Origin of the sequence: Marinobacter alexandrii (assembly GCF_005871205.1) — a bacterium.
Lineage (GTDB): Bacteria > Pseudomonadota > Gammaproteobacteria > Pseudomonadales > Oleiphilaceae > Marinobacter > Marinobacter alexandrii.
Genome location: NZ_SWKM01000014.1, coordinates 397,802 through 424,429, shown reverse-complemented (window position 1 = coordinate 424,429; position 26,628 = coordinate 397,802). Strand labels below are relative to the sequence as shown.

The window sequence follows — 26,628 nt, the reverse complement described above, 5'->3', positions numbered from 1 at the left end:
TCTATGAAATTCTTAAAACGTCTCTGGTTGTCCGTACTCTTTGATCCACTCAACAAGCATTTCAAGATTAGCATCTTGAGATTCGGGGCTACTACTCGGCATTTACTTTGCCAGTAATCCACGAAACAAACGCACGGACCTTGGCGGTGCGAAATTTAGCCTCCGGTGCCACGAGGTAATACTGGTATTCCGCAGGTATCGAAATATCAATTGGGCAAAGGAGCAAGCCCGATTTGAGAAGGTCTTTAACAAGGCTGTATCGCATCAATGCTATTCCTCTTCCAGCAAGTACCGCCTCGACGAGTGTGGTGCCCTCCGAAACCCGCAATTTTATAGAGCTGTCGGGTATGTTGGCACCGAGCTTTTCCTGGAACGCTAACCACGAACTTTCCATGTCGACGGAATCGTCTATGAGCCATGGGAGCTCAGCCAAAACGGCAGGCGTTACGGAGTCGATATTAAAAAGCTCGCTATGACAGACCGGTAACAGCTTTTCTTCAAGCAGAGCCCGGGATTCGAGCCCCGGGTAATTGCCGTTACCAAAACGAATGGCAAGATCTACACCATCCCCCTGGAAGTCCACCAACTGAAGGTTGGGCTGAATGCTTAATTTGATCTCCGGATACATTTCCTGGAACGAATTAAGTCTGGGCACAAGCCAGCGACTGGCAAAGGAAGGCACCGTTGCCACCGTTAAACGGCCGGGATCGGCGTTCGGCGAAAGCAGCGCAATGCCTTTCTCTAATTCCTGGAAGCCGGTCTCAACATAGCCTGCAAGTGCCCTTCCCTCCGGCGTTAATTGCACTTCGCGGGTCAGACGAACGAAAAGCTTTAATCCGAGGAAGTTCTCCATGCCACGAATGTGGGTGCTGACGGCTGCTTGGGAAATGTTCAGGGATTCCGCCGCTGCCTTGAAGCTCAGTTCTCTGGCGGCATACCGAAATGCCTGCATTCCCCTTAATGGCGGTAGGTTCGACATGGCCTGCCCTTAGTTGGCTCATAATTAAGTTTTAATTAAGCGTAGCGCAATTTTACCCGTTTGTTCACCAGGCCAGCAGTTGAAAAGATAGAGCATACATACACAAGCGGGAGAACACCTCATGACAACCATAGCGATAACCGGCCGTGATGTTTGTGAGTCAGCTGGAGCACAAAGGCTTAATAGGAGGTTAATTGCCTTGTTCAGGAAATGGCAAACCAACCGGCGGACTCGTAAAGATCTCGCAAGGTTGTCGGATTTCATGCTGAAAGATCTTGGCATTTCGAGAAGTCAGGCAGAAAACGAATACCAGAAACCATTCTGGAAACAATAAAGGAGATTGCAAAATGAAAATTCAAGTTCCAATCGTGAGTGCCTTTGTTGATGGCGAGTCCGGAGGAAACCCGGCAGGCATCGTATTAAACGCAGAGCGGTTCAGCGTTGAACAAAAGCAACGAATTGCTGCGGCTGTTGGTTTGTCAGAAACGGCGTTTGTGTCTCCGTCGGACTCCGCAGACATCAAACTGGAGTTCTTTACACCAACCCAGCAGATTGCCCATTGCGGCCATGCAACGGTCGCCACATTCAGCTATCTGCGTCAAGACGGCTTATTCACAACGGATCAGCTGTCGAAAGAAACCATTGATGGTTGCAGGTCAATCCACATGGAAAGTGATGCTGCGTTCATGGAGCAGAAAGCACCGGCCTATGAGGCGCTGAACGATGCCGATCTTCAATCTGCCCTGAAAGCTCTTGGGATAGCGCGATCAGACCTGGTTAATGGAGCAGCGCCAAAAGTCGTCAACACAGGGAATAGCTTTCTCCTGGTCGGTGTCCGCCGCGCCGAAACGATCAGGAATCTCAAGGTAGACTTGGATATGATTGAAAAGCTGAGCGTTTCTCTAGATCTAATTGGTTTTTACGTTTTCTGCTTTGAAGACGTCGGTCATGGAAGGGATGCTGGAGCTCGGATGTTTGCACCTCGGTATGGCATACCGGAAGAGCCCGCAACCGGCATGGCTGCAGGCCCCCTCGCCTGTTACCTCCGTGATGCGCTTGGCATCGCGAAACAGGAGTTCGTCATTGAGCAGGGCCGCTGGATGTCGCCCTCCTCTCCCAGCGTGATCACCGTCCGGCTGGATATTGATGGCAACGAACAGATCCTGCGTCTGTACGCAGGCGGGCGAGGCGTCATCAAGGAGATAAAAGAAGTTGTTTTTGATGACTGAAACATGGATGCGTCCGTCGGGTTGCCCTCTGCACCAAAGGTGGAAAATCCTATGAGCGCAATCACCAAGTTTACGACGCGTTATGCCAGAGAAACGAGCACTAAGAGTCCAATAAACAGGCTAATCACTGTGGTTAACCCGGAACCATCCAGTCGGGCCTCGTTTTTGTTCAGCTGTTTCCGTACGGCCTTAAAGAAACGCTTGGGTGTGTAAATATTTTTTCGGTAATTCCGATGAAAATAACGCAGGAGACTCGGCGGCAACGACTCGCTATCGAATCGTTGCCAAAGCTTAAGCACACCGAGCAGATCTTTCTTCAGAGCCCAGCTTCGAACTCCAGAAGGCAGCCGGTTTAGGGGTACGGCAGAGCCGAAATCGATGATGATTGGACGCCCCTCTTGAGACACCAGAATATTGCCAGAGTTGCCAAGGTCCATGTGCACAACGCCATTCTGATGCAGCACTCTGACATCGTTGAAAAGTGCCGAAAAGAAGCCCTCGGGAATCCGGTTTTTTCCAGCAATGCCCTTTATGGGCGTTCCTTCTATCAGGCGATATTTAATGGTGGGCAAATTATCCGATCCCCGACTAATTTGATCGGGCGTAAAGTCCAGATGCTCCACCCGCTTGAGCATGTTGAATTCGTGGGATGCGAGGAACAGGAAATACCTGCCCAAAAGGCCCCGGGAAAATCGAAAAGCCTTGTAAACGTGCTTATTGCCAAACGCGTCAGAATGGACAGACAGGATCGGCTTGTACCATTTTTGCTCAGCACTCTCGCTGGCCGCACTGAGCTCCCAACTTGCTGGGCTGATCGTGGTGCAGTTACTTTGACCGTCCATTTCTCCTCCAGAACCTCTAGTTACGAGACTTCCAAAACAGCTGCCGGCGAGCGACCGTTGAGCAAGCTCCTGGCGACGGCTCAGTGCACGTCATCTGGAGAGAATTATTGGGAGTTTGGAGGGGATTGAATAATTCCGTTACGGTATCTTTATCATCACGCCTTGTGATGACTCGATCAGTTGCCATGGTGCGTTTTAACTAACTTTAAACGTCAGCTGCCGAATCTGATTTCAGCCACATCGACAACGTTGCCGGCAACCTGAACGTCGGATATCTCCCGCCCTTCAAACTGCAACAGCACTTCAATCTGACTGGGCCTTCCGCAGAAGCGCCCCTGAGAAATGGTAATCGGATTTTTTGTCATCAAACCATGCCTGAAAAGATAAACTGCCGCTGGGCCTGCGGCGCTCCCGGTTGCTATGTCTTCCACCTTGCCTGCGTTGTCCCAGGTACGCCCTTCAAATGTGCGCGTATCCAGAACATAAACGAATTTTGCCTCGTGCCGAGCAAGCTGCGGGCTCAGGTCCGGGCTCATGAATTCAATGGCATCGAGAGGTCCGTCCACCGGAAGAATCAGGTAAGGAAGACCGGTGGTAATGACTTCTGCCGGGTAAGATGAGCAGGAGTCCGGCGATAAATTCAAGGCCTCGTAGAACGCTGAAGACTCCTCAGAGGAAAGCGTTTTAAGGTGCGTCGGTTCGCCCTGAGACATAGAGGCCCGGAACACCCCATCGCCCTCCCAACTGCTCGACAGAGTCACCTCACGACCATTAACAGCGACCTGCCATTTCCCTGGCTCCGTCAACGAGCCGTGGGCCTGGTGCAGATGATAGGCAAGACCCAGCAAGGGGTGACCCGCAAAGTCCAGCTCCTCTTCCATTGTGAAAATCCGGGCTGACCAGTTCCCGGGACTTCCTTTCAGAAATATCGATTCAAACTGTCGCATTTCCTGAGTGAGTACGAGCATTTCCTGCTCATCCAGCGATTCAAAGTCGTAAAAAATCGTGAGCCCGTTTCCGTGGAACCTCTGGCGGGCAAATACGTCCACTAATCGGCACTTCATAACCTGATACCTCTAAACGATTCGGGGCCTTGATGGCTCCACTCCAGTCAGGCGCTGCGGCGTCCGGCTCGGAAGAGCGTAAATAACGCACTGGCGAACACCCAGCCAAAACCGATCACCCCTACGTTGATCCCTAACAGCGCCTTCTCCGTTCCATCCGGGTGCACCATGGAGCCCCCGTAAAGGTCCTGAATCAGGTACGCGGCCAGAAACCCACCGGTCACAAGGAGCGCAATCACGCTGGCCTTGCCCTTGCCGGACGAATCGAACCAGGTAAGCCACAAAGCCACCAGGCCCAGCGACGAGTTCGTAAATAACTGCCAAACCTCGTGAATTCGTGCGTGGGCAACCCAGGCGGGATTAAATACGTGGGTGTCGTTGATTTCCAGATATGGAACAGCAACGGCATAGAGAACAATCCCTATGGTTAACAAAATCTTATCCAGCATGCTTTGCCTCCAGTTACGTTAGCTATTGTGTTTAAAAGCTAAAGGTGAAACCTGTACTCAGTCTGCTTGCTTCCTGGAACTGGCCAAAGGTGCCGGATTGATCTCCGAAAAACAGATCGGCACCCGCCCTCAGAACCACGTTGGTAGACACAGAATACTCAGCCTCCAGTTGAATCAGCGAATCTTTTTTATTCAGGTCGTATATGCCGAGCGCCTCCAGTATTAAAGCGTTGTTCATCGCATCATGTCGTATTAAAACGGTGACCTGCTCTTTCGACGATCCGTTATCGTGCGTGCCGGTAAAGCGGTAGGTTTGGAAGAACTGCGCACTGATAAACCAATCACTGAATCCGCTATAATCCAGCCCGATAACGTAAGAGCCGACCTCTGTATTGATGATTTCTCCAGTCAACGAGTTCTCAAACCGGTTTTTGCTCTCCAGCCCAACCTCACTTCGGAGGGTGAGGTCTCCAAACGGTTTCGAGGCGGTTCCGCCCACAAGGTGTGAGCGGTTATAGTCCGCCAGAACTTGTTGCCCAAAGGCGTCAATCCGGATCAGCGGGTCATCGATCGTGTGGTACAGGTAGTTCAGAGACAGATCCCAGCCGCTTTGGAACGTCGAGAGCTTCAACCCGAAATCGCTGTCTGCCAACGAATCCGGACGATTGACCTGCAGACGCCCTTCGCCAAACGGGTCCGGAATAAGCGAATAGGTCGCCCCAGGTAAGGTACTTTCCGTCACTGTGGCATCAGGAATCCAAACCAGTTGGGCGGTCCAGGTCTCCAGAGGAATCTCGGTCAGTGCTGACCAAAGCGGTATGCGGCGGTGCTCGACATCCGGGAGTATGAACTCCCGATAGCTCAGAGGGTTGATGACATCAAGCACGCGCAGACCATCGGCCTGTCCCCACACGATCTGCTGTTTACCCAGGCGCACAAAGGCATCACCAGCATAGTGGTCCAGGTAAAACTCCCTCAGTTCCAGATCAATGTGGTCAGAAGGAAAGACTGTTTCTGTATTTTGCGCACGAAAAGGTTGGTCCGGACGGCCCGGGTCCAGTTTATCCTTTGCGTCGAAACGCCCTTCCCCAATGACCGTGAGGCGCGCTCCCGAATCGAAACGCGTGACCCACTCGGGCCGCCAGACTATTTCCTGCTTCTGCCAGGAACCTGTCTTGTAGGCGTAGGCCGCCTCAAGTTCGACAAGAGATGAGTGCTGAACATCGATGGCTGAGACCGGTGTGCCCACCAACCACCAGGCTATCGTCAAACCTGTATATCGAACCGGCTTCATCTCAGAAACCCCGCTTCAGCGCATTCTGCTCGAATAAGCGGGGCGGAACAGTTGCGCCGTAATCGGTGTCCTGGAACTGGATGCGGGTGCTGTGACCGGTTTTCTGGTTGGTTGCCTCGATGTCGGTGATCGCCCAGATTCCATCAATGTTTTCGATGCCTCGCGCGTGCACCGTCTTGAGGAAGTTACCGTTTACGTCCCAATATTCGGTCAATCTCGGGATCAACAGTGAGGAATCAACCCGCAACACCACTCGTCCATAGCCCAGAGCCCGACTTACCTCGGGATCAACTGGAGTTGCCTCGACCTTCCATGCGTGATGACCATCGACATCCTCTTCGCCGAGCAGTGAAAACTGATAGTCCTCGGCGGCGATCTTGCTCTCTTTCTTGATCTCCTCGTAGGTGAAGTCAGTGCCAAGGAAATAATCCCCACGGTCTGACGCAGATATTCTGCGCACCTTCCTCAGGGCTGGAAGATACAGCCACTGGTCATCGTCCTTGCCCGGATCAGCATAGTCCCAAGTGAGAAAAGCCGTGCCGGCAACTGTTCCCGGTTTTGTATAGAAAATGGCCGTTTTCTTGGTGTCGCCGAAGTAGCGGCGGAATGCCCGAGTATGCTCTTCACGGACATTACCCCGACGATCCGTCAAGGTGATGGACATATCTCTCTGAACGGAAACGCCTTCCGGGCGGTCGTTCATTTTCTGGATGATGTCATCCGCCTCAGGTCGGCCCTCAGCGGCGAACGCCCTGCCGCTCAAAACACCCGCCGCCAAAAGTACCAACAGAATGGTGCCAGTTCGCCAGAAACTCCCATATGCGCCATGAACGAATTTCGGTCGAAAAACCAGGGCAAAGGCAGGCAACAGGAACAGGCTTGCAACGAACGCCACCGATACGGACAACGCCACCAACATGCCAAAGTTCACGAGTGGTGGTACCTGGCTGGTCATCAAAACGCCAAAACCCAGAGCGACCGCCAACAGATTGAACCAGAGCGCCCGGCCCGTGGAGGCAAACACGTCGGTAATCCGCTCAGCGATGTTTGAATCCCCCGGCTGTGACATCGCCTCGCGGAGCCGATCAATCGTGTGGATCGCAAAGTCCACACTCAGCCCAATAGCGATAGCCGCGAACATTGATGTTCCCACACCTAGCCAGATGCCTTTTACGCCCATGACGGCGTAGATCAGCAAAATAGACAAGCCAACCGGTATGGCTGCCATCAGGCCGCCAACAATGGAACGGAAAAGCAGTGCGGCCATTAGAAATACAGCGAGGAAGGACACGATGACACTATCAAGGTGCGATTCAGCAATGCCGTCAATCCAGTGGTAATCCACGTTGATTCGCCCGCTTAATTGCGCGCTTACTTCGCCATCAAACTCGGCGGCAAGGTAACTCTCCAGCCGCGGAACAAGTGAACGGCTAACCTGGTAAGAGCCTGTCTTCAGGTTTGCCCTGACCAGTGCCGTTTCCCGACGGGAATCCACTCGCTCCTCGAAATCTGTTGGATCGCCAGAGGCGGTATAGAGGAGAAAGAGCTGAGCGATCAGATTTCTGTCATCCGGCAAGCGGTAGAATGCCTGATCGTCCTCATTGACGGCTTTGTACATCTGCTTGATGTAATCAGCGATGGAGGTGCTTCCATGAATCTCCGGCTGCTGTTCCAGAAAGTCCTGTAGCTCACTGATGGCGGTCAGAACTGACGGATCATAGATACCCTCTGCGTCAGGGGTCTCAATCACAACATCAAGGTAATAGGTGCCGTCCATCGAACGATTGATCGACTTGTCAGCAAGGTAAATGGGTTCATGGGCCTGGAAGTTCTCAATTCGTTCTTCATTGACCACCACGTTAACCGCGCCGATGACAGCCAGGCCTGCAATCAATGTCCCGGACAGAAGAACCTTCTTCGGGTGGTTTACCGGAATGGAGCCAAGCACCCTCGCCAGGCTTCGTTTTGAGGAAACGCTGCCCTGGCGCCGAAACAGGCGGCTGGGCCTGGCACGAAAAAACGACAGGAGAGCAGGCGTTACGAATAGCGTTAGAATGCCGGCAACCACAACGGCGAATGCGCCGAAAATGCCAAAGTACTGAAGCGGCGGCATGTCATTGGTGGGGTACAGGGCGAGAAAGCCCGCTGCTGTTGTCAGCGTTGTTAGAGCGACCGGGCGCCACATGCGGGCCATTGCCAGTGCAACGGCATCGCCCTGGGATAGGGTCGGATCGGCAGCTTGGACCTCGTAATACTCCGAAAAAATATGAATGGAATCCGCAACCGCAATGCCAATCATGCAAACAATCAAGCCATTGGTGATCACATAGAATTCAGCGCCAAAAACGGCCATGGCACCGAGAGTACCGGCGACCGTGCCCGCGACAATCAGATTGGGAATAACGGCTGCCCGAACGGTGAAAAAGGCCGCAATCAAGACAATAGTGATGATTAGACCCGCCAACGGGTTAAGTCGTTTGGCGTCGCGATCTATGTACTCGGAAAGGAACCCCGCAATGGCACCCTCTCCTGCCACATGAATCTCATTCTCGCCTGCCGGTGCGTGCTCGATGAGCTGCATAACAGCCTGATAGGTCGCTTCAGCTTTCTTCTGATCAAGCAGTTCAGCGACAATTAGGGTCATCGAACCATCGTCAGCAACCAGGCTGCCCTGGTACAGAGGAAAGCTCTCAATGCTGGCCTTGATCCAGTCAATGTGAGCACTATCCAGAGGGCCGTCGAGAAATTCCCGAACCTCCATGCCAAAGGTATCCCCTTCAATGTTGGATTCAGTGGCAAGACTGGTGATGCCCTGAGGGTCTATGTTCGGCACGGATATCAGTTGATCACTCAGCCGTCGAACCAACTCCAGGCTCTCCGTGTTATAGATCCCTGTTGCGCCGCCGTTCTGGATCGCTATGACCAACGGATCCTTCAGGTTGAAAATATCCTCAACAGCACTCCGATAGATCAGTGCCGGTTCGTTTGCATCAATGAAAGCGTCGGCCTGGGTATTCTTTTTCAGTTCCCCAAGCTGACTCCCCAAGCCCCCAATCACGAGCAGGGCCGCAATCAGCGAGAACCACCGATAGCGAATGAGACTTTTGAAAAACAGAAACGCAGTTGAGCGATGCATCCGATAGTTGGCCATCGGATCCTCCTAAGTGTATATACACTTTGTGTTGGTTAAAAAAAGGCGCCGTCAGGCTCCCCCCAAATATCCCGGTTTACTTAAAAAGATGTCGCTTAAGGCCGAAACGGCAAGTGCATAAACTCCACGATTTCGCTAATTACTTCAGGGTCCCGCAAAAGTCTGCTATGACCATAGCCACTGGTCTCGACCAGCCGACTACGTGGAAAAACCTGATTCAGCGTTTTCGATTCAGTAGCAGGGACCTCTCTATCACTATCATCATGAACCAGAAGCGTAGGCTGTTCGATGGATGGCGCCAGGGTAACCAGATCCAGCCGGTCTACATCCAACCCAACGGTTGCCTCCATCTTCCGTATGAAAAGACGTTTGCTCTTTTCGCCAAGGTTCACGAATCGCGCAAAGCGGTTCAGCACCCCTTCAATGGTCGCTGGCCCAGACACAAGCACCAGCCGATCGAAACAGCTTCTCATGGCTGCCACATAGACCAGCGCAGCAGAACCCAGCGAATGCCCGATGGCAACGTCGAAAGGCCTGCCTACGTAATCATGGGCTTCAAAAACGGCTTCTATAAATCGCCCGGGGTGCGACTCCTGAGTATGGGATTCCCCATGTCCCAGGGGGTGGACGGCGTAGATGGTGTACTCATTAGGATCAACCTGGCGGATCAGATCCTTGAATTGCCCGACCCAACCGGACCATCCGTGCAAGAGCAGCATCTTTTTGCGCCCGTTACCATGTATGGACAGCACCCCTCCTCCGCTTAATGGAACGCCACCATCAAACAACTCCTTTGATGAATTTCGCCGCTCGGCGTTTATACGGGGACTGGTCATCAGCTTCACGGCTTTGGAAGCAGCACGTGATGGCAGCACTCGGCTGTAGACACCGAATGCGGCCTGAAACATATCAAGCGACAGGCTCATACCCTTTTCCTCTCTCTATGGAGCAAACAGCCACCCGTTCAGGGAAACCGTTTCCCGACAGGAGCAACTTGCCATAAAGTGTATATGCACTTCAGAAGACTATGCAAGTCTTTTCGGTTGGCTTTCTGTCCAGACCATTAAAGGCGCGAGGCGCGGTTGTGCCTGAACAGATAGACCAGTTTTCTAGCCATCCTGCCATCTCCCGGGACGCTGAACGGCGGAGAATGGCATCCACAGTCACTTCGAAGGAACCCACCAATCAAACTCAGGCGAAATACAGGAGAAACACATGCTCAAGCGGAAGGTTGATATCGCCATCATTGGTACGGGAACAGCGGGCATGGGCGCTTATCGCGAAGCCCGCCAACATACTGACAGCATTGCCCTGATTGAGGGCGGGCACTACGGAACGACCTGCGCGCGCGTCGGCTGCATGCCCAGCAAACTTCTGATTGCGGCGGCAGAAGCCGCTCACGGGGCAAAGCATGCTGAGGTATTCGGTATCCAGGTGCCGGCCGTCCTGACCGATGGAACTGCCGTGCTGGAACGCGTTCGAAGGGAGCGTGACCGATTTGTTGACTTTGTTGTCGACGACGTCGAGAACTTCGACGTGAGCCACAAAGTCCGAGGCTATGCACGCTTCTTGGACGCACACCGGTTGCTGGTTGATAACGGGCTTGAAATCACCGCCGACCGAATCGTTATTGCCACAGGATCCAGGCCCTTCATTCCTGAGCCCCTTGAGGGCGCGGGCAACCGCCTGCTGATTAACGACGATATTTTCGAGCTTGAGGAATTACCCAAATCCGTGCTCGTTGTCGGGGCTGGTGTGATAGGACTTGAACTGGGCCAAGCGCTGAGCCGCCTGGACGTCAAGGTCACGATGCTCGCACGCAAGGAGTCGGTAGGCGGCATTGAAGATCCTGAAATCCGGGCCATTGCTGCCGCGACCTTCCAGTCTGAATTTGATTTAAGGCTTCATTCTGAAATTCTCGGAACCAAAGAAACCGACGGGGGCGTGCAAGTAAGCTATCGCAATGCAGACGGCGTGATTCACACGGTAACGGTCGATTACGTGCTGGCAGCCACTGGACGTGTTCCGAATACCGACAAGCTCGGTCTTGAACACATCGGCTTAACCGTGGGTTCGAATGGTGTACCAAACTTTAACTGCCTTACCATGCAAACCAGCCAACCCCATATATTCATTGCGGGTGATGCCAACAACGAGTTGCCATTGCTGCACGAAGCTTCAGATGAGGGGCGCATTGCGGGACGGAATGCGGGCATTTACCCCTCCTTAGAGGCCGGGCATCGGCGCGCCGGCTTGGGCGTGGTCTTCTCGGACCCGCAAATCGCGAGTATTGGAACGCGGGCGCAAGAGCTGCCTTCAACGAGTTATATCACCGGGAAAGTAAGCTTCCACAACCAGGGCAGAAGCCGCGTAATGGCGAAAAATCAGGGGATGCTGAAAATCTATGTAGAGCGCGAGACCGGCGTACTTTTAGGCGCAGAGATGTTCGGACCCGCCGCTGAGCACATTGGCCACCTCTTAGCTTGGGCGGTACAGCAATCGCTCACCGTTCCCGAGATCCTGGCGATGCCGTTTTATCACCCGGTCATTGAGGAAGGCGTGCGTACTGCCTTCAGAGATGCCGCAGAGCAACTGACACCTAAAGAAAATGGGGGCGTTGGCCATGCCGTTGCTTCAACTGCTTAAGCGCTTCTACCTGCAGGCCGCCACGGTCGCAATTGTGGTAGGCACGATTCTGCTCATCATTAACCAGCATGATGCGCTATTCGGAACGCGGGACATTCAGTGGGTGCCAGCACTGCTAACCTACTGCGTGCCGTTTTGCGTGTTCATGTTCGGCAAACGCTCCTCTGACCAGATCCGGCGAAAAACCTCGGGATTCGACGTTCCCGTTTCCCGATGACGCTCTTGCGCACGGGCGCGTCGCGCTGTGCCGCCGGCACAGTGCGGCGTTACATCATCCTTTCCGCAATGGCCCGGGCTTTGACCGCTGCCTCCAGATCGCCCTCAACATGTGCTTTTACAATCGCTCCTTCCTTCAACAGAAACAGTGCATTCGCCAGTTCTTCCGCATCCATTTCCGAATTGCTTAAGCTCTCAGCATGGTGCTTAAAAAGCCTGAAAATCCGGGCTTTATGAGCTGCACATCGTTTATGGACAGGGTGTTCCGGATCACTGTATTCCGCACAGGTGTTGATAAAAAAACAGCCATAAAACCGGTTAAGTGTGGGAACACGATTGTTGATCCAGTCATTGACCGCATCAAACATTTCCAATAGCGCCTCCTTGCCAGCCGGACGACTGCTCATCCGTTGCTCAAGCCAATCGAAGAACAGGCTATCGCGTTGCTCAACGACGGCCTCCACAAGGCTGTCTTTGGTCTCGAAATGGTTATAAAGCGTCTGTTTTGCTACGCCCGCCTCCTCGAGCACCTGGTTGATGCCAACCGCATGAATACCGTGCTCGTAAAAGAGCCGTAAAGCAGTGTTAATTAAATCTTGCCTGCGTCCCATGTCAGGGCCTCCTTCTTGCATAGTTACATATTGACCAAACTAGACAGACCTGTCTATACTCAAAAATAGACCGATCTGTCTACTTCGGCGAATGCGGCGCGGAGTAGTGAAACGGGGTGTTTTTAATTGGTGTTGTTATCGGTCTGCTTTGCGAGCTTCCAATAATCCGAATACAGAGAGGAACACCATGAACATTCAATTGAAAAGCACTCGGAAGGCGACGTTCTTTGAGCGAGAGCCAGACCTGATCGATGGTTTGCAGGCCGGGAATCCGGCAGCCTTCGATGAGGCCTATCGGAGGTACCACCCCGTAATGCTAAGGGTTGCCACCAAATACACCTCACCCGCGATCGCTGAGGATGTTACCCAAGAGGCCTGGCTGGCCGCCATCAATGCCATTTCATCCTTCCAGGGCCGATCTTCTCTGAAAACCTGGCTCTGTCGGATCGTCACCAACAAAGCCTTCAACACCTATCGGGAAAACCGGAGAGAGTTTCCAGCAACCCCCAGCCTGACGCTCCTCTCAGACAGCTCACCCGAACATCATTTTCCAGGGTCAGGCGGCCACCTCAGTGAGCCTGAAATGGCCGTCCAGACCTCCAAGGTTCAGGAACGCATTCGGGTTGAGATGAAGAAAATGAACCGGGATCACGCCAATGCGATTTTCCTCAAAGGCATGAGCCCTTTAACCGGCTCACAGGTATCCGATGTGCTCTCGATTTCACACGGAAACCTTCGGGTCATCCTGCACAGGGCACGAAACGATTTAGCCGCCCTGCTCTGAGCGCAGCGGCCAAAACCGTGTCTCATTACTGATAACCGGAGAACACTCATGAGTACCCAACGCCCACCGCTTCCGCCATTCACTCGGGAAAGTGCCATTGAAAAAGTCCGCCTGGCGGAAGATGGCTGGAACAGCCGTGACCCGGCCAAGGTCGCCCTGGCCTACACCCCGGACACTTATTGGCGGAATCGTGCAGAATTTGCCACGGGCCGGAAGCAGGTTGAGGAATTCCTTGCCCGAAAATGGGATCGCGAACTGGATTACCGTCTCATCAAGGAATTGTGGGCCCATACAGTCAACCGCATCGCCGTGCGCTACGCTTACGAGTGGCACGACGACAGTGGAAACTGGTTCCGCTCTTACGGGAATGAAAACTGGGAATTTGATGCCGACGGCCTAATGCAGCGCCGCTTCGCATGTATCAACGATTGCCCAATCAAAGAATCCGATCGTTTGTTCCATTGGCCTCTCGGCCGGAGACCGGATAACCACCCCGGGCTAAGCGAACTGGGGCTCTGATGACTCTTCCTATAGGGGGCACATAATGCTTTTTGAGCCCAGCGGCATTCGTGTCGAACTTTTCTGCAAGGGTTCCTAGCCGTACTCTCCGGGGCAGGCAGGTCCTTTGAAGCCTGTCTGCCCCAAAACACCGGAATCCGCCCCGCCCCCTCACCTTGTCAGTACTCAGAGCCATTCAATTTACGTGCGGACCAATAAAGGTACTGGTCGCCGTAATCATCTCTTCTTGCTGATTCGGTGCGCTAACCTGAAACACGATGTCATTGGCTCCGCTCAGCAGAACAGCCGAATGGGAGGCAATGGAGAACGGGATTTCCGCCTTCTCACCGGCCTCCAGGACAATGCCGTCCGGTCCTGCAACCGTGCTCCCCTTAATCCCTCCAACGGTAATAACCAGAGATTTTGGGCTAGGGCTCTTATTCGTGAGTTTGAGCAGATAACTGTTCTCGACTTTGCCATCGCTTGTGAAACGGTACATTCCCCGATCTCGCTCCACATCCAACGTCACCAGGGGCCTCGACCCCACACCCCAGGAAAAGAGTCCGATCATAACGACGAGAAAGGCGAAATAACCGACCAGTCGCGGTCTCAATAGGCTTGATCTTCCGCCCTGCAGCTCACGCTCACTGGCATAACGAACCAGCCCGCGGTCGTATCCCATCTTGTCCATGATCGAGTCACAGGCGTCGATGCAGGCAGCACATCCGATACACTCCATCTGCAGGCCGTCGCGTATATCGATGCCGGTTGGGCACACCTGAACGCACATCTGGCAGTCAATACAATCTCCGAGGCCAACAGCCGATTGAACGTCGTCTTTCCGGCGAGATCCTCGGGGTTCACCACGTGCCGCATCATAGGAAATGACCAGGGAATCTTCGTCCACCATGGACGACTGAAACCGGCCGTAAGGGCACATATGGAAACAAACCTTCTCTCTGAGCCAGCCTGCATTCAAGTAGGTCGCTGCAGTAAAGAACAGGACCCAGAAAACAGCCCAGCCGGATGCTCTGAGGCTAGTGAAGTCAGTGACCAGGTCCCGAATCGGAGTGAAGTAGCCCACGAAGGTGATGGCGGTTGCCAGACTGATCAACAACCACAGACTGTGTTTGTAGCCTCGGCGGGCAACCTTGCCCAGGCTTAAGGGCGCGCCATCCAGTTTGATTCGCTTGGAACGATCCCCCTCTGCCAGCCGCTCCGTCCACAAGAACACCCAGGTCCAGACACTTTGGGGGCAAGCGTAACCACACCATACCCTGCCAGCCAGTACGGTGAGAAAGAACAATCCGAAGGCGCAAATCAGAAGGATAGCGGAGAGCAGTACCAGATCCTCGGGCCAGAACGTCGCCGAAAAGATATGGAATTTCTTGTCGGAAAGGTCCCAGAGAACCGCCTGCCTGCCACCCCAGTTTAGCCAGGCCACACCGAAATACAGGGCAAAGAGAACGGAGCCACCTATAATCCTTAGTCGACGATAGAAGCCGTTAAAGCTCCGAGGCTGAATTTTCTGGTCGGCCCCAGAGCCTGAGGGTGAGGGTTCGATTTGTGTAACGGGGATTCGTTGACTCATTGGTTACGCACCTTGCCAGTATTCGTTCAGAAACGCGTGCTGGCAGGATAATGAGTCGCAACGAATAGGGGCAGGACCACTTTTTTAAGAATTAATAGGGACAGATGGCCACTGATCAGGTGACAAGTTCAGAAAGCCTCTTCACGGCACCAACTCTGGCCTCGTTCCAGCGATGCGCAAAGCTGATCCTTAAACAGTTCGAAAAGCTCCCGGAAACCGAAAAAAGACTGCCGGGAGTTATCACGATACCTTCTTCCAGCGCCCTGGAATAAAGGCCCAGCGTGTCTACGTCGTCAGGCAATTCCGCCCACAGAGTCAGACCACCTTGGGGCGTCGTTGCCCGCAAGGGTACTGGCCATGCGCCAATCAACCCCAGTAACTGATCACGTTGCAGCTGCAGACTTTGTCTGAATCGGCGAAGGAAAGCGGTGTAGCCACCCTCAGCAATGAATTCCGCCACACCTTGTTGCAAAAAGCGGCTGCTCGCGAGTTGAGACGTCAGTTTCAGCTGAAGTATCTTCGAGTGCCACCGACCACCAGAAACCCACCCCAGACGGAGGTCCCGCGATAGAACCTTGGAAAAAGAACTGCAATGGATCACGCGATCAGATCCGTCCATTGCTTTGAGGGTGTCTGGCACCCCACGCCAACCAGATTCGGCGTAGATATCATCCTCGATAACGGCAAGCTCGTACCGATCTGCAAGTTCGAGCAAACATCGGCGCGCACCGGAGGGCATGACGGCGCCAGTGGGAGTGGCAAACGACGGCGATACCACGCAGGCTTTGACGTCCCAAACCTGAACAGCTTCTTCAAGCGCAGAAATATCCATACCGTTCTGCGGCGACGCCGGAATCTCGACAACCTTCAGTTGCAGTTGCTCAAGTAACTGAAGGACGCCATAAAATCCCGGCGCCTCTACCGCGACTACGTCGCCCCGCTGGCATACGGCCATCAACGCCAGGAAGAGCGATTGCTGGCAACCAGATGTCACGCAAAACTGATCAGCCTCTGCAGTCCACCCCCTCTTGGCGAAACGCAACGCAAGCTGGTGTCTCAGCTCCCGATCGCCTGCGGGCTCGTCGTAGTATTGAAAGCTCCCTCGTTGGCGCCTCAGTGCACGACCGATAGATCGATTCAACTGAATGATTCCCGGCGGTGGTTCGTCTCGGTGGAGACCAGGGAGCAAATCAAAAGCCGCGCTGCGGGTCATGATGTCCTGGAATACCTCACTCACCGAAACAGGTTTGGGAGCCTCCATTATCGAGGCATGACGTGGGCTCTCGAATTCTCCCGGGTCCCCCGAAACAAAAAAACCACTCCTCTCACGGGCCTCGACAAAGCCCTGCGCTTCCAGTTTTTGCAGGGCGTGCTGAACCGTGATTTTTGAAAAACCATAATGGTGGCAAAGCGCCCTAATGGATGGCAACCGCTCACCGCGTCGCCAGCGACCACTTTCGATCTGCTGTCGCAGGGTACCCTCGAGAATCTGGTATCTGGGCAAATCCACAGTCATTGGCGAATGGGTCTCCGTAGGCCTGGCAAGCGCAAACAATAAACTCGGTCTGGTCGGATTCTGATTATCGCCTATCTCGTTGCATAAAAAAGCCGGGCTGAAGCCCGGCAAACTGAGTTAACTCCTCAAATCGTCAACAGCTCACGCCGGCTGCGACGCCGTTTGCTTTAGCCCGTCAATCCAATCTGTCAGATCGCTTAAGGACTTGGATCCCGTGTCCTGCCCCAGGAACTGATCGCGCCTCAGCAATACCACAGTCGGAATCGCCCTGACGCCAAATTTCACAGCAAGGTCCTGCTTGTTATCCACATCAACTTTTATTACCGCGGTTTTCGGATTCAGCTCACTGAACTGTTCCAAAACCGGGTTCATTGCCTTACACGGGGCACACCAGGATGCCCAGAAGTCTAGGAGCAGCCACTCGCGCGTGTTGGCAAGTTCGCCAAGCTCATCAAATGAATTCAGATTTACAATTGCCACAATCAACAACCTCCAGAGAACATCATCAGGGAATAAAAAGGGCGCATTCAGCCGACAAGATTGATGCAAGGGTGAATACCAAATGCGCCAAGGGGTAAGGGATAAGGGATACGTGCTCAGGCTCGCCTCAGTCGAGCACTGATCATCTTGTCCAGGGAAAACAAACCAGGACCACACATGGCGACGGCCATAAGAATGAGGCCCCAGACAATGTGATAAAGCTCAGCCGCCGGCGCGATCACCTCCAGGCTGATAACCGCGACGATATTAATGACAAACAGGCCCGCCGAAGACACGAGCGAAAACAGACCAAACACCAGCAGAACGGGAAAGACTAGTTCTCCGAAGGTGGCGAGGAAAGCTGCAACCTCCGGGTGCAAGAGCGGGACGCTGTACTCTTCTTCAAACAGAAACAGCGTTGTTCCCCAGTCATCAATCTTTGTCAGGCCCGCTTTGAAAAAAACCCAGGCCACGTATAGGCGGCCCAAAAGCAGCGCTGCCGGCAGCAGATTTCTCACCATGCGCTGAACCGAGTCATTCAAACCATATAAACCGTACGCTAATGTTTTCATTTCAATCTCCTGTTAATGAATAGTTCGGGCACCAACAATGACTCCCTTTGCAATCATGTCTTGCAGCCAACCGGCGAAGTTCTTTTCCAGAAGAACGTTCTTGGCGAAGGCCCGGGCGATACTCTGTTGCTCCCTGAGATGGCTCAGAACCGCCACGTCATTCTCTGAAATGGACTCCGCCATCCCCCGCCAACCCGTTCGGTAAATCAGGGCATTCTGCCCCCTACCCTGGGCGATCATTCGTTTTGCCTGGGCAAAGCTGAGGGTGTCTCTGGGCTCGGCGCTTTTGTGCGCTTCCCAGATACTGACAATCGGATAAGTCGATCTGAACAGCTCAAGCCCACGGTTGAGGATCAAAGTGCACTCGGAAAGGTCTTTCCCAATGTTGGAAAAGCTCTCGAAATTCACCTCGTCAAAGGGCCTTCGCTCAGCCCGACTCACGTAACCGTCCAGGCGAGCAACATCAGAGAGATAAGGCACCTGGTCTGAGATGCGATGAGAGATGATCCAGCTCGGGAAGCCCCATCCGAAATCAGACCAGTCGCCGCTTTGCTTCTTGATCGTCCGGAGATAGTCCACGACCACCCCCTGAAAGACTGTGGGCCCGAGCAATGTTTTTACCGTTGGGTAGCTGTTCTCAATGGCACGAACTGCTTTTGCTTCCACGCCGAACCGATAGACGTCTGCATTTGGCAACTGCATTGAGTTGGTCTCGCCAAACAGAAACCCCAGAAACTGACACTGGTACTCAGACAGATTCATAACTGCGCCTCCTGCTGAACGCGCGACGTTGCGCCTTTCTTGCTTTGGTTGCCTCACCCAGGAGTGCGCCCCATGATGGTAGGTTGTTGTCCCATTCGATCAACGTAGGTTTCGGTCCGATTTCGGTAAGCGCTCTCTGATAGCTTTCCCATCCAGCCCCGGAAACCGGGCAGGCATGGTCATCAATCAGAAGATCCTGATCTTCGACGGGCGTTGATCCAGCCAGGTGAATTTCGAGAATTGCACTGCTATCCACCGACCTTACATAGTGGTCAAAATAACTCTCCGGCTCACCGACCCGAGCATTGCGGGCATTGACCATCAGATTATTGATATCAAGGATCAATCCGCAGCCAGTACGGACGACAATTTCACTGAGAAACTCGGCCTCATCGAAATCACCCTGGTCGAAATCGATATAGGCGCATACATTCTCGACGGCAATCTGACGTCCCAGGTACGACTGCAAGCGATCGATGTTATTTACTGCGTGGTGAAGGCTTTCTTTCGTGTAAGGGATTGGCAGAAGATCGCCACCATGAAAAATCCGGCCCCCAATCCGTGCCCAGGTGAAACACAGATGGTCGGACACCAATATCGGGTCTACCCGATCAACAAGGCGCCTAAGTTTCTCGAGATAATCGTCAGGAACAGCCTCAACCGACCCCAGCCCTGCGGACGTTCCATGCAGGCTTATCGGTGTTTCGGCCGATATTTCCTCTAATAGCTCGACGGCCATGCCCGCCTCTGCAAAGAAATTCTCCGAATGCACCTCAAGGAAATCCACCGCCGAAGCATTCTCCAGAGCGTCCTGGTAGTGATCTGGTCGCAAACCAACACCGACAGCGGTATTGGTGAACATGCGCGTTAATGGGACCGTGTCCTGACGATCACTCATGCCACTTAGCCTTTGCTTTTCTCAGCGGCAATGATTTCCAGTGCCACGTCCTTGTCAAAACCACCCAGGTCGTTACAGGTACCTTTTTCGACAACCTGATACTCACCCGGGTCGTTCGCAGTTTTTGCCTGTCCTGCGCAGGAGTGGGTTCCGGCAAGGTTCGCGCAGTCGTTTCCGCCGACTGGTGAGATGCCGTAACACTTTTCCTTGCCTCCCGCGTGGGCCAACGGTGCCGCCATGGCACCGGCCAATGCTGCGGCCAGCGCCGCGCTGAAAAGAAGCTTCTGGTTCATATCGATCACCTTTCAGAGTTGATTCAGGGTCCTTGCCTTGGTGATGCAAGGACCCAGAGGACTTGGTTAGATCACTGATGTGGGTTTACAGAGCAGACGCTTCGACCGTCTTGATGTCCGGCCAGATGTCGTTTGCATTGGCGATGTAGCCCGGAACATCGGTGAGCCAGCGCTTCTGCACGTCCTTGTTCAGGTTTAGGTAAAGCTTGTTGTCGACGATCCTCCAGGCCTCTGGATCCACGTCGAATTTCTTCTCCATGGTTACGCCGAACGCACAGTAACCGCCGTACTGGGGTGCGTAACTGCTGGGGGCGGCCCGGAACAGATCACGGTTCTCTGCGCTCGAGAAGTGATAGATCGCGTTCTTGTAGGTAGCGGTATATTCCTCAGAACCTTTGGTGGCCTCTGAATCCGAGAAATAGGCCACCGGATCGTAGCCGCTAATGGCGACGTCGTTGGCGTTTGCGTTCATATCGATATCGGCCGCAAAGGCACCGAAGGCGGCGCTCATAGAGGCAACAGCAACCAGGGCACGAAGTTTCTTGAAACGAGTCATTGGGTATCTCCTTTGAGTGAATGATGACTACGTCTGAAACATTAAGGGCTGCCGGGGTACTGAATGCGTACGATCGTTCAAACTTTTATGCAGATTATCTGGAGTGCTTATGGACCGGCTTTCTTACATACTCGACCAATTGAATGTGAACGCAGGCGTCTTCTTTCGGGGCCAGCTCTGCGGGCTCGCCTCCTTTGAAGAAGAGGGAACCGGCTACATTCATGTACTTCGCTCGGGAGAACTGGACATCATCGAAGCGAACAGGGAAAAGATTACGCTCAATGAACCGACGATGATTTTTTCGGTGCGCTCGCAACCGCATCAGCTTTTCAGCGGCAATCGTGAGGGTGCGGAGATGATTTGTGCGTCGATCAAGTTTCAGACCGGCTCGCGCAATCCAGTTCTGGAGGCTCTTCCCTCATCCGTCGTACTGCCTCTTTCTTCCGTTCAGGGGCTTGGTTCCTTCGTGGATGTTCTGTTCTCTGAAGCGGAAGCAGCTCAAGAAGGACGAGACGCTGTCATGAACCGACTCGTGGAAGTCATTTTCGTGAACGTGTTGAGACACATTGTCTCGGAAGGAGAAGCGCCCAAAGGCATGTTGTCAGCGTTGGCAGACAAACAGTTGAGCAGGGTTCTGAGCTGCATCAACAACAATCTGAATGGGGACCTGTCCGTGGAAAAATTGGCAGAGGTTGCGGCTATGTCCCGGTCAACCTTTATTCAGCACTTCAAGAATGTACTTGGACTGGCACCTGGCGAATACGTGCAGAACGCACGGATATCCCTAGCCAAGAAACTCATCCTGAAGGACAAGCCAATGTCGATTATTTGTTTTGAGGTAGGTTATGAAGACGCCTCGGGTTTCTCCAGAGCCTTCAAGAAGAATACGGGAATGACACCCAGGGAATGGAAGAAACTGAACGTGACAGCCGCGGAAGCCGAAACCGCCACGGTTGTGGAGAATGCCAACGTCGCATAGCTATCCTATACATGAAAAAGGCAAGGATTTCGTAATCCCCGCCCCTTTTCATTGCCGTCAAAACAACCTGCCTCCCGTCCGTATAGGCGCGTTAGATACTGAGCCGGTTGTTGGCCCCAGATTCAATACCTGCAAGGGACCCACAGTCCCGCCCGCGTGCAGCCATCGCCCTCGCCCAGCACTCCTTGGACACCCGCTCGATAACGCTCCTTATCCAGATAATGCCGGGGTCCCGGTCATGGCGAGCATGCCAGGCCAGATAGAGACTCGTGGGCTCCAGATCAATCGGCAGGTTTGTGATGGTAATTCCGGAGCAGAACTCGCAATCACCGGTAACGACTTCCGGAATCGTTGCAACCAGATCAGATTTCCGGAGCAAATTCGGGACGGCGGAAAAATGATTGACAGTCACGGCCAGCCGTCGCTCCAGCCCCCTCCTGTGAAGCGTGTCGTCGACAACACCGTGGGCCTCTCCAGACATAGTTGCCAGCAGATGTTGAGCACTCAGGAACGACTCAAGATCAACCTCCTGGCCACTCAGGGCATGGCCGTTTCTCATCGCCAGAACATAGCCGGTATCGAACAACCAGAGGCTTCTCAAACTGTGATCATGCTCCTCGAAAAAACCAATCACGAAATCGACACTCGCTTCCCGCAGATGGTTGGCGGCGGTAGCCGGCGAAAACGGCACGGCATGCAGATCGATACCAGGGGCACTTTGCTGCAACACGGAAACCAGTGGTTGCCAGACCATCTCCAGAATCAGATCTGTGACGGCAACCCGAAATGTGCGGCGGGATTCGCTGGGCGTAAATCGAGTCGAATTTACCGCATTGGAGAGTTCGTAAAGAGGGTTACGGATCTGGTCCCAGAGGCTCTGGGCGTATGACGTTGGTTCAACTTGCCGACCACGTTTCACAAAAATCGGATCTTTCCAGGCCGTGCGCATTCTGGACACCACATTTGACACCGCAGGCTGCGTCATCCCGAGGCGGTCAGCCGCCCTGGTGATCGAACCTTCGGTCATGATGGCGCTGAACACATGCAATAAGTTGAGCTCTTGGTTTTTCATGATGCCTCGCTTTTTTGAGAGGGCGTTTAACACCGACACTTATTGCAAAGACGCCCGTGACGGGCATCTGTTACTCCGCATGCACGATTTCTCATAGAAAGGGACGGTTTGTTCACTGGACATTCGCCGCTCAGAAACCTACGATCATGCATATACACTTTATGAAACGGAAGACGAACATGGTCGAGCACTCATCCGACATCCGAACAACACCGCTGGACGTTGCTAAGACTTGCGCCGCCCTCTACTCCCGGGTGTTTTCCAGGCTTGTAACTCGACACTACAACAACCGTCTGTCGGAAACCGGGCTTCGCATTACTCAGTTTTCGATCTTGAATGCCATCAAACTATCGCCACCAAACTCCATCAACGAGCTTGCCGAACTCCTGGGCATGGAAAGAACATCGTTGCAGCGGACAGTGGAGAAACTCATCGCCAAAGGCCTGCTCCAGTCTCAACCTACAGGCCAAAAACGTTCACTAGGCCTGTCACTAACGGCAAAGGGCGAAGAAATATATGAGCAGGCGATGGCAAAGTGGGAAGAAGCCCACGAGGAGTTCACCGACCTCGTAGGGGCGGACGAGTGGGCAGAAACCGTCGGTAAGCTAAGACGCTTCAGCGGCAAGCTTCAGTCCACGCTCTATTGATAATTTTCCTTGGGCGGGCCGCTCGCCGAGCAGACCGCCCTATCCTAAGCAGTTTTCCCTAAACCAGGTATGTTACAGTCCACGTCTTGAAAGCCCAGTTCATCCTTCGGGAGAAATAAATTCAAGCCGTATGCCGCCAGGAATGCTGGTGATCATATGCCTCGCACTGCTATTTCCCAATGGTTCTGGAGGAAACTCTATAACTACATTTTTAGTATTCAACAATCGATTATAGAGAGCTTCGAGGGCGCCGTAGCCTTCAACTATTAATGCAAAGTGATGTAAACCAATATTATTTTTACGATCAAATGCTATTGAATTTTTTGCATCTTCGGCTTGCCATAGCGTAATTAACGTTTTCGAATCGCTGAGAAATACTGCAGGATAATGAGGCACATCTCCCACTTGCTCGAAACCCAGGGATTCCATAAAGAATTGACGCGTCTCCGCTAGATCAGGCACAGTCAATCCAACATGATGAACACCTCGCGTAACAGTCGCGCTCATATCTCTTTCCTTCTATTCTAAATTTCTGTTTGATAACTATGGAATGAAACTCACTCATATACGGGTTGCCAAGATAATTTGTGACTCTCTTCCGCATACTCACTCCTAGCTCCAAGCCATATTCGTGCCACAAAAGAGATTTCGACATTTAACTACTCTTTTAGTCGTTTTTTTAGTCGTTTTTTTGCGTCTTAAAGTTGCTAGATTCGGCGAAAAATCGCGGCAATCCGCGATCAAACGCTCATTGACTTACTATTTAAAGCCAAACGAAATTCGAATCCTTGTCTGATGATTGCGCATCCCTCCCGAATAGCAGGTCAATCCCGACCATTTTTCTCAATTATCGCGACATTTCTAAGAAATATTAATGACGCTCTATTTCAGGCCCGGTTTTTGCCTAAGTAATATAAAGAGGTCAAAGGGCTTCTTTCATTAGGTTAGCTACGGTCAATCATCCAGATGACAGCGATGAAGGTAGAGCAATAATGATGAAAATTCTTTTTGTAGTTCTAATTAACTTATGCTCAATAGGAGCATTTGCCGATAATTTAAAGGAAATGGAGAAAAAAATGATAGACCAAGATGAACAAAGACCAGAGGTACATGAAAGCATTGCTATAGCCTCCACAGAGACTTTTTCAGGTACCTGGCCTTTTAAAGCTCGTTATACTGATGCTCCCGGGTTCAGAATGCATTATGTGGACGAAGGCAAAGGTGAAGATACACTTTTGCTTTTACACGGAGAACCAACCTGGGGGTATCTTTACAGGCAACAAATTACTTCCTGGAAACAATATGCTCGCGTGGTAGCGCCAGATCATATGGGTTTCGGGAAGAGCGCAACACCATCATCTCGCACATATTGGCTTCAGGATCATATCGATAACCTGGAATCTCTGGTATTGAGTTTAGATTTAAATAACATCACCTTGGTTATGCATGATTTCGGCGGCCCAGTTGGCATGGGATTAGCGGCCCGTCACCCGGATAGAATTAAATCCATTGTGGCAGTCAACTCGCCGACACCTTTTGGTCAGCCCGATATCGGTGAGCGGTTATCAGCGAATGTAGCAGATTCGCCATGGTTTCAATGGATCGTAAACGCGGAATCGACGGGTATATTGGAGGAAGTTCTTGGCCATTTAGATTTCAATATTCTGTCAACCCTGAAGTTAAACGGCTTTGTCGATAACAGTATCATTAACGAAACCTGGATTTCAGCATATCGAGCTCCGTTTCCAACCCCCGCATTTGCCCTGGGCGCAATCGGATGGGCCAAGGGATTTGCGGTTGGTAAGCACCAGTTTGAAGTGCCAACGGCAGCCGCTAAAAACGAAATAATGAAGAAGCCGGCGATGGCGATTTGGGGTGTTCAAGACCACACTCTCCACGCTAATCACTTCCTTCCGCTTTTCGAAGCCATCTTCCCGTCAGGCGAAGTTCATCTAATCTCTGAGGCTGGACATTACAGCCTTGAGGATTCCCCCGAGGAGATCACCAACCTGGTTATTGAATTTTTGAGAGGGCAAAAATCATCGTAGTTATCCGCAGTTAAGTAACATGCAATTAATCGAAAATGGGTTGCCGGCGTCAATACGCGACTAAGATTTAAGAAAGAGGTGACATGCTATGAACGAACTTGATCTGCTGAATGAGGCTGACTCTCGTGGCCGTCGCTATGTCGCAAGCGTGGGTGAACGGCGCGTATACCCCGACGCCCATTCGTTGGCAAAGCTCTCTCAATTCAATGAAGCCCTACCCGAAATTGGAGCCAAGGCGATTGATACGCTGACACTTCTTGACGAGGTAGGATCGGACGCAACAAGTGTATCGAACGGACCACGTTATTTCGGATTTGTGATAGGCGCAGTGTTACCAGTAGCAGCCGCCGCAGAACGCATGGTGCTTGCCTGGGATCAATGTGCCTCATCCTTTCAAAACTCCCCTGTCGCAGACGTAATAGAACGACGAGCAGCTCATTGGATCCTGGACATCTTAGACTTACCGCGGGAAAGTGCAGTGAATTTCGGAACCTCTGCATCGACTTGTGCCCTTGGGTGTTTGTCAGTAGCAAGACGTGAACTGCTCAAGCGTCAAGACTGGAATTTAGATACCCAGGGTTTGGCGGGAGCGCCCGAGATTCGAGTTGTTCTTCCTCAAAATGTCCACGTGACGGTCAAAAAAGCGCTCAGAGTACTGGGGTTTGGCGAGCGTGATATTTCGTTCGCTCCGGTTGACCAATACGGAAGAATTGAACCGGAAAAACTGCCGAGAATTGATAGTCGCACGATTCTTTGTTTACAGGCAGGCGAAGTAAATACCGGAGAGTTTGATCTTTTCGAGCCACTGATAAAGCAAGCAAAGAATGTAAATGCTTGGGTTCACGTGGATGGCGCTTTTGGGCTCTGGGCAAGGGCCAATGGAAGGACGCGATGCCTGACGGATGGAGTGGAGCAGGCCGATAGCTGGACCACTGACGGGCATAAATGGTTGAACACTCCTTACGATACTGCCGTCGGTATTTGCCGCCACGCCACGGCCGTATCAGAAGCGATGAATAGTGATGCGGTTTACTCAACGTCTTCTGACGATAGCCAAAAAAATCTTGGTCTTGAATTTTCTCGGCGTGCACGAGGAATATCAATGTGGGCCGCGCTCCGGACTCTTGGCCGTGCGGGTGTAGCTGATCTGGTGGAGCACAATTGCGGTCAGGCCCAAAGGCTAAAAGATGGACTGGAAAGTGCGGGATTTACTATCCACAACCGTGTCGTGCTAAATCAAGTGCTCGTCAGCTTAGGATCAGAATTACAGACCAACATGCTGCGCGAAGCGGCTGAAGCGAGTGGCGAAATCTGGTTTGGGCCGACGGTTTGGCAGGGGAAAACTGTGTTTCGGTTAAGCCTTTCATCATGGAGAACCACCGAGGGAGATATCGATCGAGCAATTAAATTACTCACCGATTTACGAACGAGTATCCTTAAAACATGACGCT

Annotated in this window: 28 protein-coding genes; 10 read left to right on the top strand and 18 right to left on the bottom strand. The window is 52.6% G+C overall.

Annotated features, from left to right (window positions below):
• Nucleotides 1-91: 91 nt before the first annotated feature.
• Nucleotides 92-979 carry a LysR substrate-binding domain-containing protein gene (locus FCS96_RS15790; RefSeq protein WP_138441335.1) on the bottom strand — a complete coding sequence of 296 codons (888 nt, stop codon included), beginning with the start codon at nucleotides 977-979 and terminating at the stop codon, nucleotides 92-94.
• Nucleotides 980-1,100: 121 nt separating this feature from the next.
• Here FCS96_RS15790 and FCS96_RS15785 point away from each other — a divergent pair, with 121 nt between their 5' ends.
• Complete coding sequence (locus FCS96_RS15785; RefSeq protein ID WP_138441334.1) at nucleotides 1,101-1,313, top strand: DUF1127 domain-containing protein; 213 nt, start codon at nucleotides 1,101-1,103, stop codon at nucleotides 1,311-1,313.
• Nucleotides 1,314-1,326: 13 nt separating this feature from the next.
• Nucleotides 1,327-2,208, top strand: a complete 882-nt coding sequence (locus FCS96_RS15780; RefSeq protein ID WP_138441333.1) for a PhzF family phenazine biosynthesis protein — start codon at nucleotides 1,327-1,329, stop codon at nucleotides 2,206-2,208.
• 80 nt (nucleotides 2,209-2,288) lie between these two features.
• On the opposite strand, the gene FCS96_RS15775 is transcribed toward FCS96_RS15780, so the two are convergent.
• The 6 genes from FCS96_RS15775 to FCS96_RS15750 form a co-directional block, all read right to left on the bottom strand.
• Nucleotides 2,289-3,050, bottom strand: a complete 762-nt coding sequence (locus tag FCS96_RS15775; protein WP_138441332.1) for an RIO1 family regulatory kinase/ATPase domain-containing protein — start codon at nucleotides 3,048-3,050, stop codon at nucleotides 2,289-2,291.
• 212 nt (nucleotides 3,051-3,262) lie between these two features.
• Nucleotides 3,263-4,114, bottom strand: a complete 852-nt coding sequence (locus FCS96_RS15770; RefSeq protein ID WP_138441331.1) for a PhzF family phenazine biosynthesis protein — start codon at nucleotides 4,112-4,114, stop codon at nucleotides 3,263-3,265.
• A gap of 47 nt (nucleotides 4,115-4,161) precedes the next feature.
• A complete protein-coding gene (locus FCS96_RS15765; protein ID WP_138441330.1) occupies nucleotides 4,162-4,563 on the bottom strand; it encodes a hypothetical protein in 402 nt (133 codons plus the stop codon).
• Nucleotides 4,564-4,594: 31 nt separating this feature from the next.
• Nucleotides 4,595-5,857, bottom strand: a complete 1,263-nt coding sequence (locus FCS96_RS15760) for a DUF1302 family protein (RefSeq protein WP_138441329.1) — start codon at nucleotides 5,855-5,857, stop codon at nucleotides 4,595-4,597.
• Nucleotide 5,858: 1 nt separating this feature from the next.
• The gene (locus tag FCS96_RS15755) at nucleotides 5,859-9,008 is read right to left on the bottom strand and encodes an outer membrane lipoprotein-sorting protein (protein ID WP_138441328.1); all 3,150 of its coding nucleotides are present in this window, start codon (nucleotides 9,006-9,008) and stop codon (nucleotides 5,859-5,861) included.
• Between the two features lie 95 nt (nucleotides 9,009-9,103).
• A complete protein-coding gene (locus FCS96_RS15750) occupies nucleotides 9,104-9,934 on the bottom strand; it encodes an alpha/beta fold hydrolase (RefSeq protein WP_171040819.1) in 831 nt (276 codons plus the stop codon).
• A 289-nt stretch (nucleotides 9,935-10,223) separates the two neighbouring features.
• Between FCS96_RS15750 and FCS96_RS15745 the strand changes: the two genes are divergently transcribed.
• A complete protein-coding gene (locus FCS96_RS15745; protein ID WP_138441327.1) occupies nucleotides 10,224-11,654 on the top strand; it encodes a dihydrolipoyl dehydrogenase in 1,431 nt (476 codons plus the stop codon).
• Nucleotides 11,632-11,871 carry a nitrate/nitrite transporter NrtS gene (nrtS, locus tag FCS96_RS15740; protein ID WP_138441326.1) on the top strand — a complete coding sequence of 80 codons (240 nt, stop codon included), beginning with the start codon at nucleotides 11,632-11,634 and terminating at the stop codon, nucleotides 11,869-11,871. Before FCS96_RS15745 ends, nrtS begins: the two co-directional genes overlap by 23 nt.
• Nucleotides 11,872-11,920: 49 nt before the next feature.
• Here the strand turns inward: nrtS and FCS96_RS15735 are convergent, their stop codons facing one another.
• The gene (locus FCS96_RS15735) at nucleotides 11,921-12,481 is read right to left on the bottom strand and encodes a TetR/AcrR family transcriptional regulator (protein ID WP_138441325.1); all 561 of its coding nucleotides are present in this window, start codon (nucleotides 12,479-12,481) and stop codon (nucleotides 11,921-11,923) included.
• Nucleotides 12,482-12,668: 187 nt separating this feature from the next.
• Here FCS96_RS15735 and FCS96_RS15730 point away from each other — a divergent pair, with 187 nt between their 5' ends.
• Together FCS96_RS15730 and FCS96_RS15725 are read left to right on the top strand one after the other, a co-directional pair.
• Nucleotides 12,669-13,265, top strand: coding sequence for an RNA polymerase sigma factor (locus FCS96_RS15730; RefSeq protein ID WP_138441324.1), 597 nt, complete (start codon nucleotides 12,669-12,671; stop codon nucleotides 13,263-13,265).
• Between the two features lie 48 nt (nucleotides 13,266-13,313).
• Entirely contained in the window at nucleotides 13,314-13,784 is a 471-nt protein-coding gene (locus tag FCS96_RS15725) for a nuclear transport factor 2 family protein (protein WP_138441323.1), read from the top strand.
• 175 nt (nucleotides 13,785-13,959) lie between these two features.
• Here the strand turns inward: FCS96_RS15725 and ccoG are convergent, their stop codons facing one another.
• From ccoG to FCS96_RS15685, 8 genes are all read right to left on the bottom strand, one after another.
• Nucleotides 13,960-15,354: a cytochrome c oxidase accessory protein CcoG gene (ccoG, locus tag FCS96_RS15720; protein ID WP_138441322.1), complete on the bottom strand. Its 1,395-nt coding sequence runs from the start codon at nucleotides 15,352-15,354 to the stop codon at nucleotides 13,960-13,962.
• 115 nt (nucleotides 15,355-15,469) lie between these two features.
• Nucleotides 15,470-16,981, bottom strand: coding sequence for an aminotransferase-like domain-containing protein (locus tag FCS96_RS15715; RefSeq protein ID WP_228264129.1), 1,512 nt, complete (start codon nucleotides 16,979-16,981; stop codon nucleotides 15,470-15,472).
• Between the two features lie 30 nt (nucleotides 16,982-17,011).
• Complete coding sequence (locus FCS96_RS15710) at nucleotides 17,012-17,350, bottom strand: thioredoxin family protein (RefSeq protein WP_138441321.1); 339 nt, start codon at nucleotides 17,348-17,350, stop codon at nucleotides 17,012-17,014.
• 116 nt (nucleotides 17,351-17,466) lie between these two features.
• Nucleotides 17,467-17,922 carry a DoxX family protein gene (locus tag FCS96_RS15705; RefSeq protein ID WP_138441320.1) on the bottom strand — a complete coding sequence of 152 codons (456 nt, stop codon included), beginning with the start codon at nucleotides 17,920-17,922 and terminating at the stop codon, nucleotides 17,467-17,469.
• 12 nt (nucleotides 17,923-17,934) lie between these two features.
• Nucleotides 17,935-18,684, bottom strand: a complete 750-nt coding sequence (locus FCS96_RS15700; RefSeq protein ID WP_138441319.1) for an HvfC/BufC family peptide modification chaperone — start codon at nucleotides 18,682-18,684, stop codon at nucleotides 17,935-17,937.
• Nucleotides 18,671-19,582 (bottom strand): DUF692 domain-containing protein, encoded by a 912-nt coding sequence (locus tag FCS96_RS15695; RefSeq protein ID WP_138441318.1) that lies wholly within the window; start codon nucleotides 19,580-19,582, stop codon nucleotides 18,671-18,673. The genes FCS96_RS15700 and FCS96_RS15695 overlap by 14 nt, the downstream gene beginning before the upstream one ends.
• A gap of 5 nt (nucleotides 19,583-19,587) precedes the next feature.
• The gene (locus FCS96_RS15690) at nucleotides 19,588-19,875 is read right to left on the bottom strand and encodes a BufA1 family periplasmic bufferin-type metallophore (protein WP_138441317.1); all 288 of its coding nucleotides are present in this window, start codon (nucleotides 19,873-19,875) and stop codon (nucleotides 19,588-19,590) included.
• Between the two features lie 85 nt (nucleotides 19,876-19,960).
• Nucleotides 19,961-20,431, bottom strand: coding sequence for a YHS domain-containing (seleno)protein (locus FCS96_RS15685; protein WP_138441316.1), 471 nt, complete (start codon nucleotides 20,429-20,431; stop codon nucleotides 19,961-19,963).
• A gap of 109 nt (nucleotides 20,432-20,540) precedes the next feature.
• Between FCS96_RS15685 and FCS96_RS15680 the strand changes: the two genes are divergently transcribed.
• Nucleotides 20,541-21,410 (top strand): AraC family transcriptional regulator, encoded by an 870-nt coding sequence (locus tag FCS96_RS15680; protein ID WP_138441315.1) that lies wholly within the window; start codon nucleotides 20,541-20,543, stop codon nucleotides 21,408-21,410.
• A gap of 91 nt (nucleotides 21,411-21,501) precedes the next feature.
• On the opposite strand, the gene FCS96_RS15675 is transcribed toward FCS96_RS15680, so the two are convergent.
• Nucleotides 21,502-22,482 carry a LysR family transcriptional regulator gene (locus FCS96_RS15675; RefSeq protein ID WP_138441314.1) on the bottom strand — a complete coding sequence of 327 codons (981 nt, stop codon included), beginning with the start codon at nucleotides 22,480-22,482 and terminating at the stop codon, nucleotides 21,502-21,504.
• A gap of 179 nt (nucleotides 22,483-22,661) precedes the next feature.
• On the opposite strand from FCS96_RS15675, the gene FCS96_RS15670 reads away from it, so the two are divergent.
• Nucleotides 22,662-23,129: a MarR family winged helix-turn-helix transcriptional regulator gene (locus tag FCS96_RS15670; protein ID WP_138441313.1), complete on the top strand. Its 468-nt coding sequence runs from the start codon at nucleotides 22,662-22,664 to the stop codon at nucleotides 23,127-23,129.
• A 99-nt stretch (nucleotides 23,130-23,228) separates the two neighbouring features.
• Here FCS96_RS15670 and FCS96_RS15665 read toward each other — a convergent pair whose 3' ends face one another.
• Nucleotides 23,229-23,636 carry a VOC family protein gene (locus FCS96_RS15665; RefSeq protein WP_138441312.1) on the bottom strand — a complete coding sequence of 136 codons (408 nt, stop codon included), beginning with the start codon at nucleotides 23,634-23,636 and terminating at the stop codon, nucleotides 23,229-23,231.
• A gap of 485 nt (nucleotides 23,637-24,121) precedes the next feature.
• Here FCS96_RS15665 and FCS96_RS15660 point away from each other — a divergent pair, with 485 nt between their 5' ends.
• Together FCS96_RS15660 and FCS96_RS15655 are read left to right on the top strand one after the other, a co-directional pair.
• On the top strand, nucleotides 24,122-25,177 hold the full coding sequence (locus FCS96_RS15660; protein ID WP_212747095.1) for an alpha/beta fold hydrolase: 1,056 nt from the start codon (nucleotides 24,122-24,124) through the stop codon (nucleotides 25,175-25,177).
• 88 nt (nucleotides 25,178-25,265) lie between these two features.
• Nucleotides 25,266-26,624: a pyridoxal phosphate-dependent decarboxylase family protein gene (locus FCS96_RS15655; protein ID WP_138441311.1), complete on the top strand. Its 1,359-nt coding sequence runs from the start codon at nucleotides 25,266-25,268 to the stop codon at nucleotides 26,622-26,624.
• The last annotated feature ends 4 nt before the right edge of the window (nucleotides 26,625-26,628 follow it).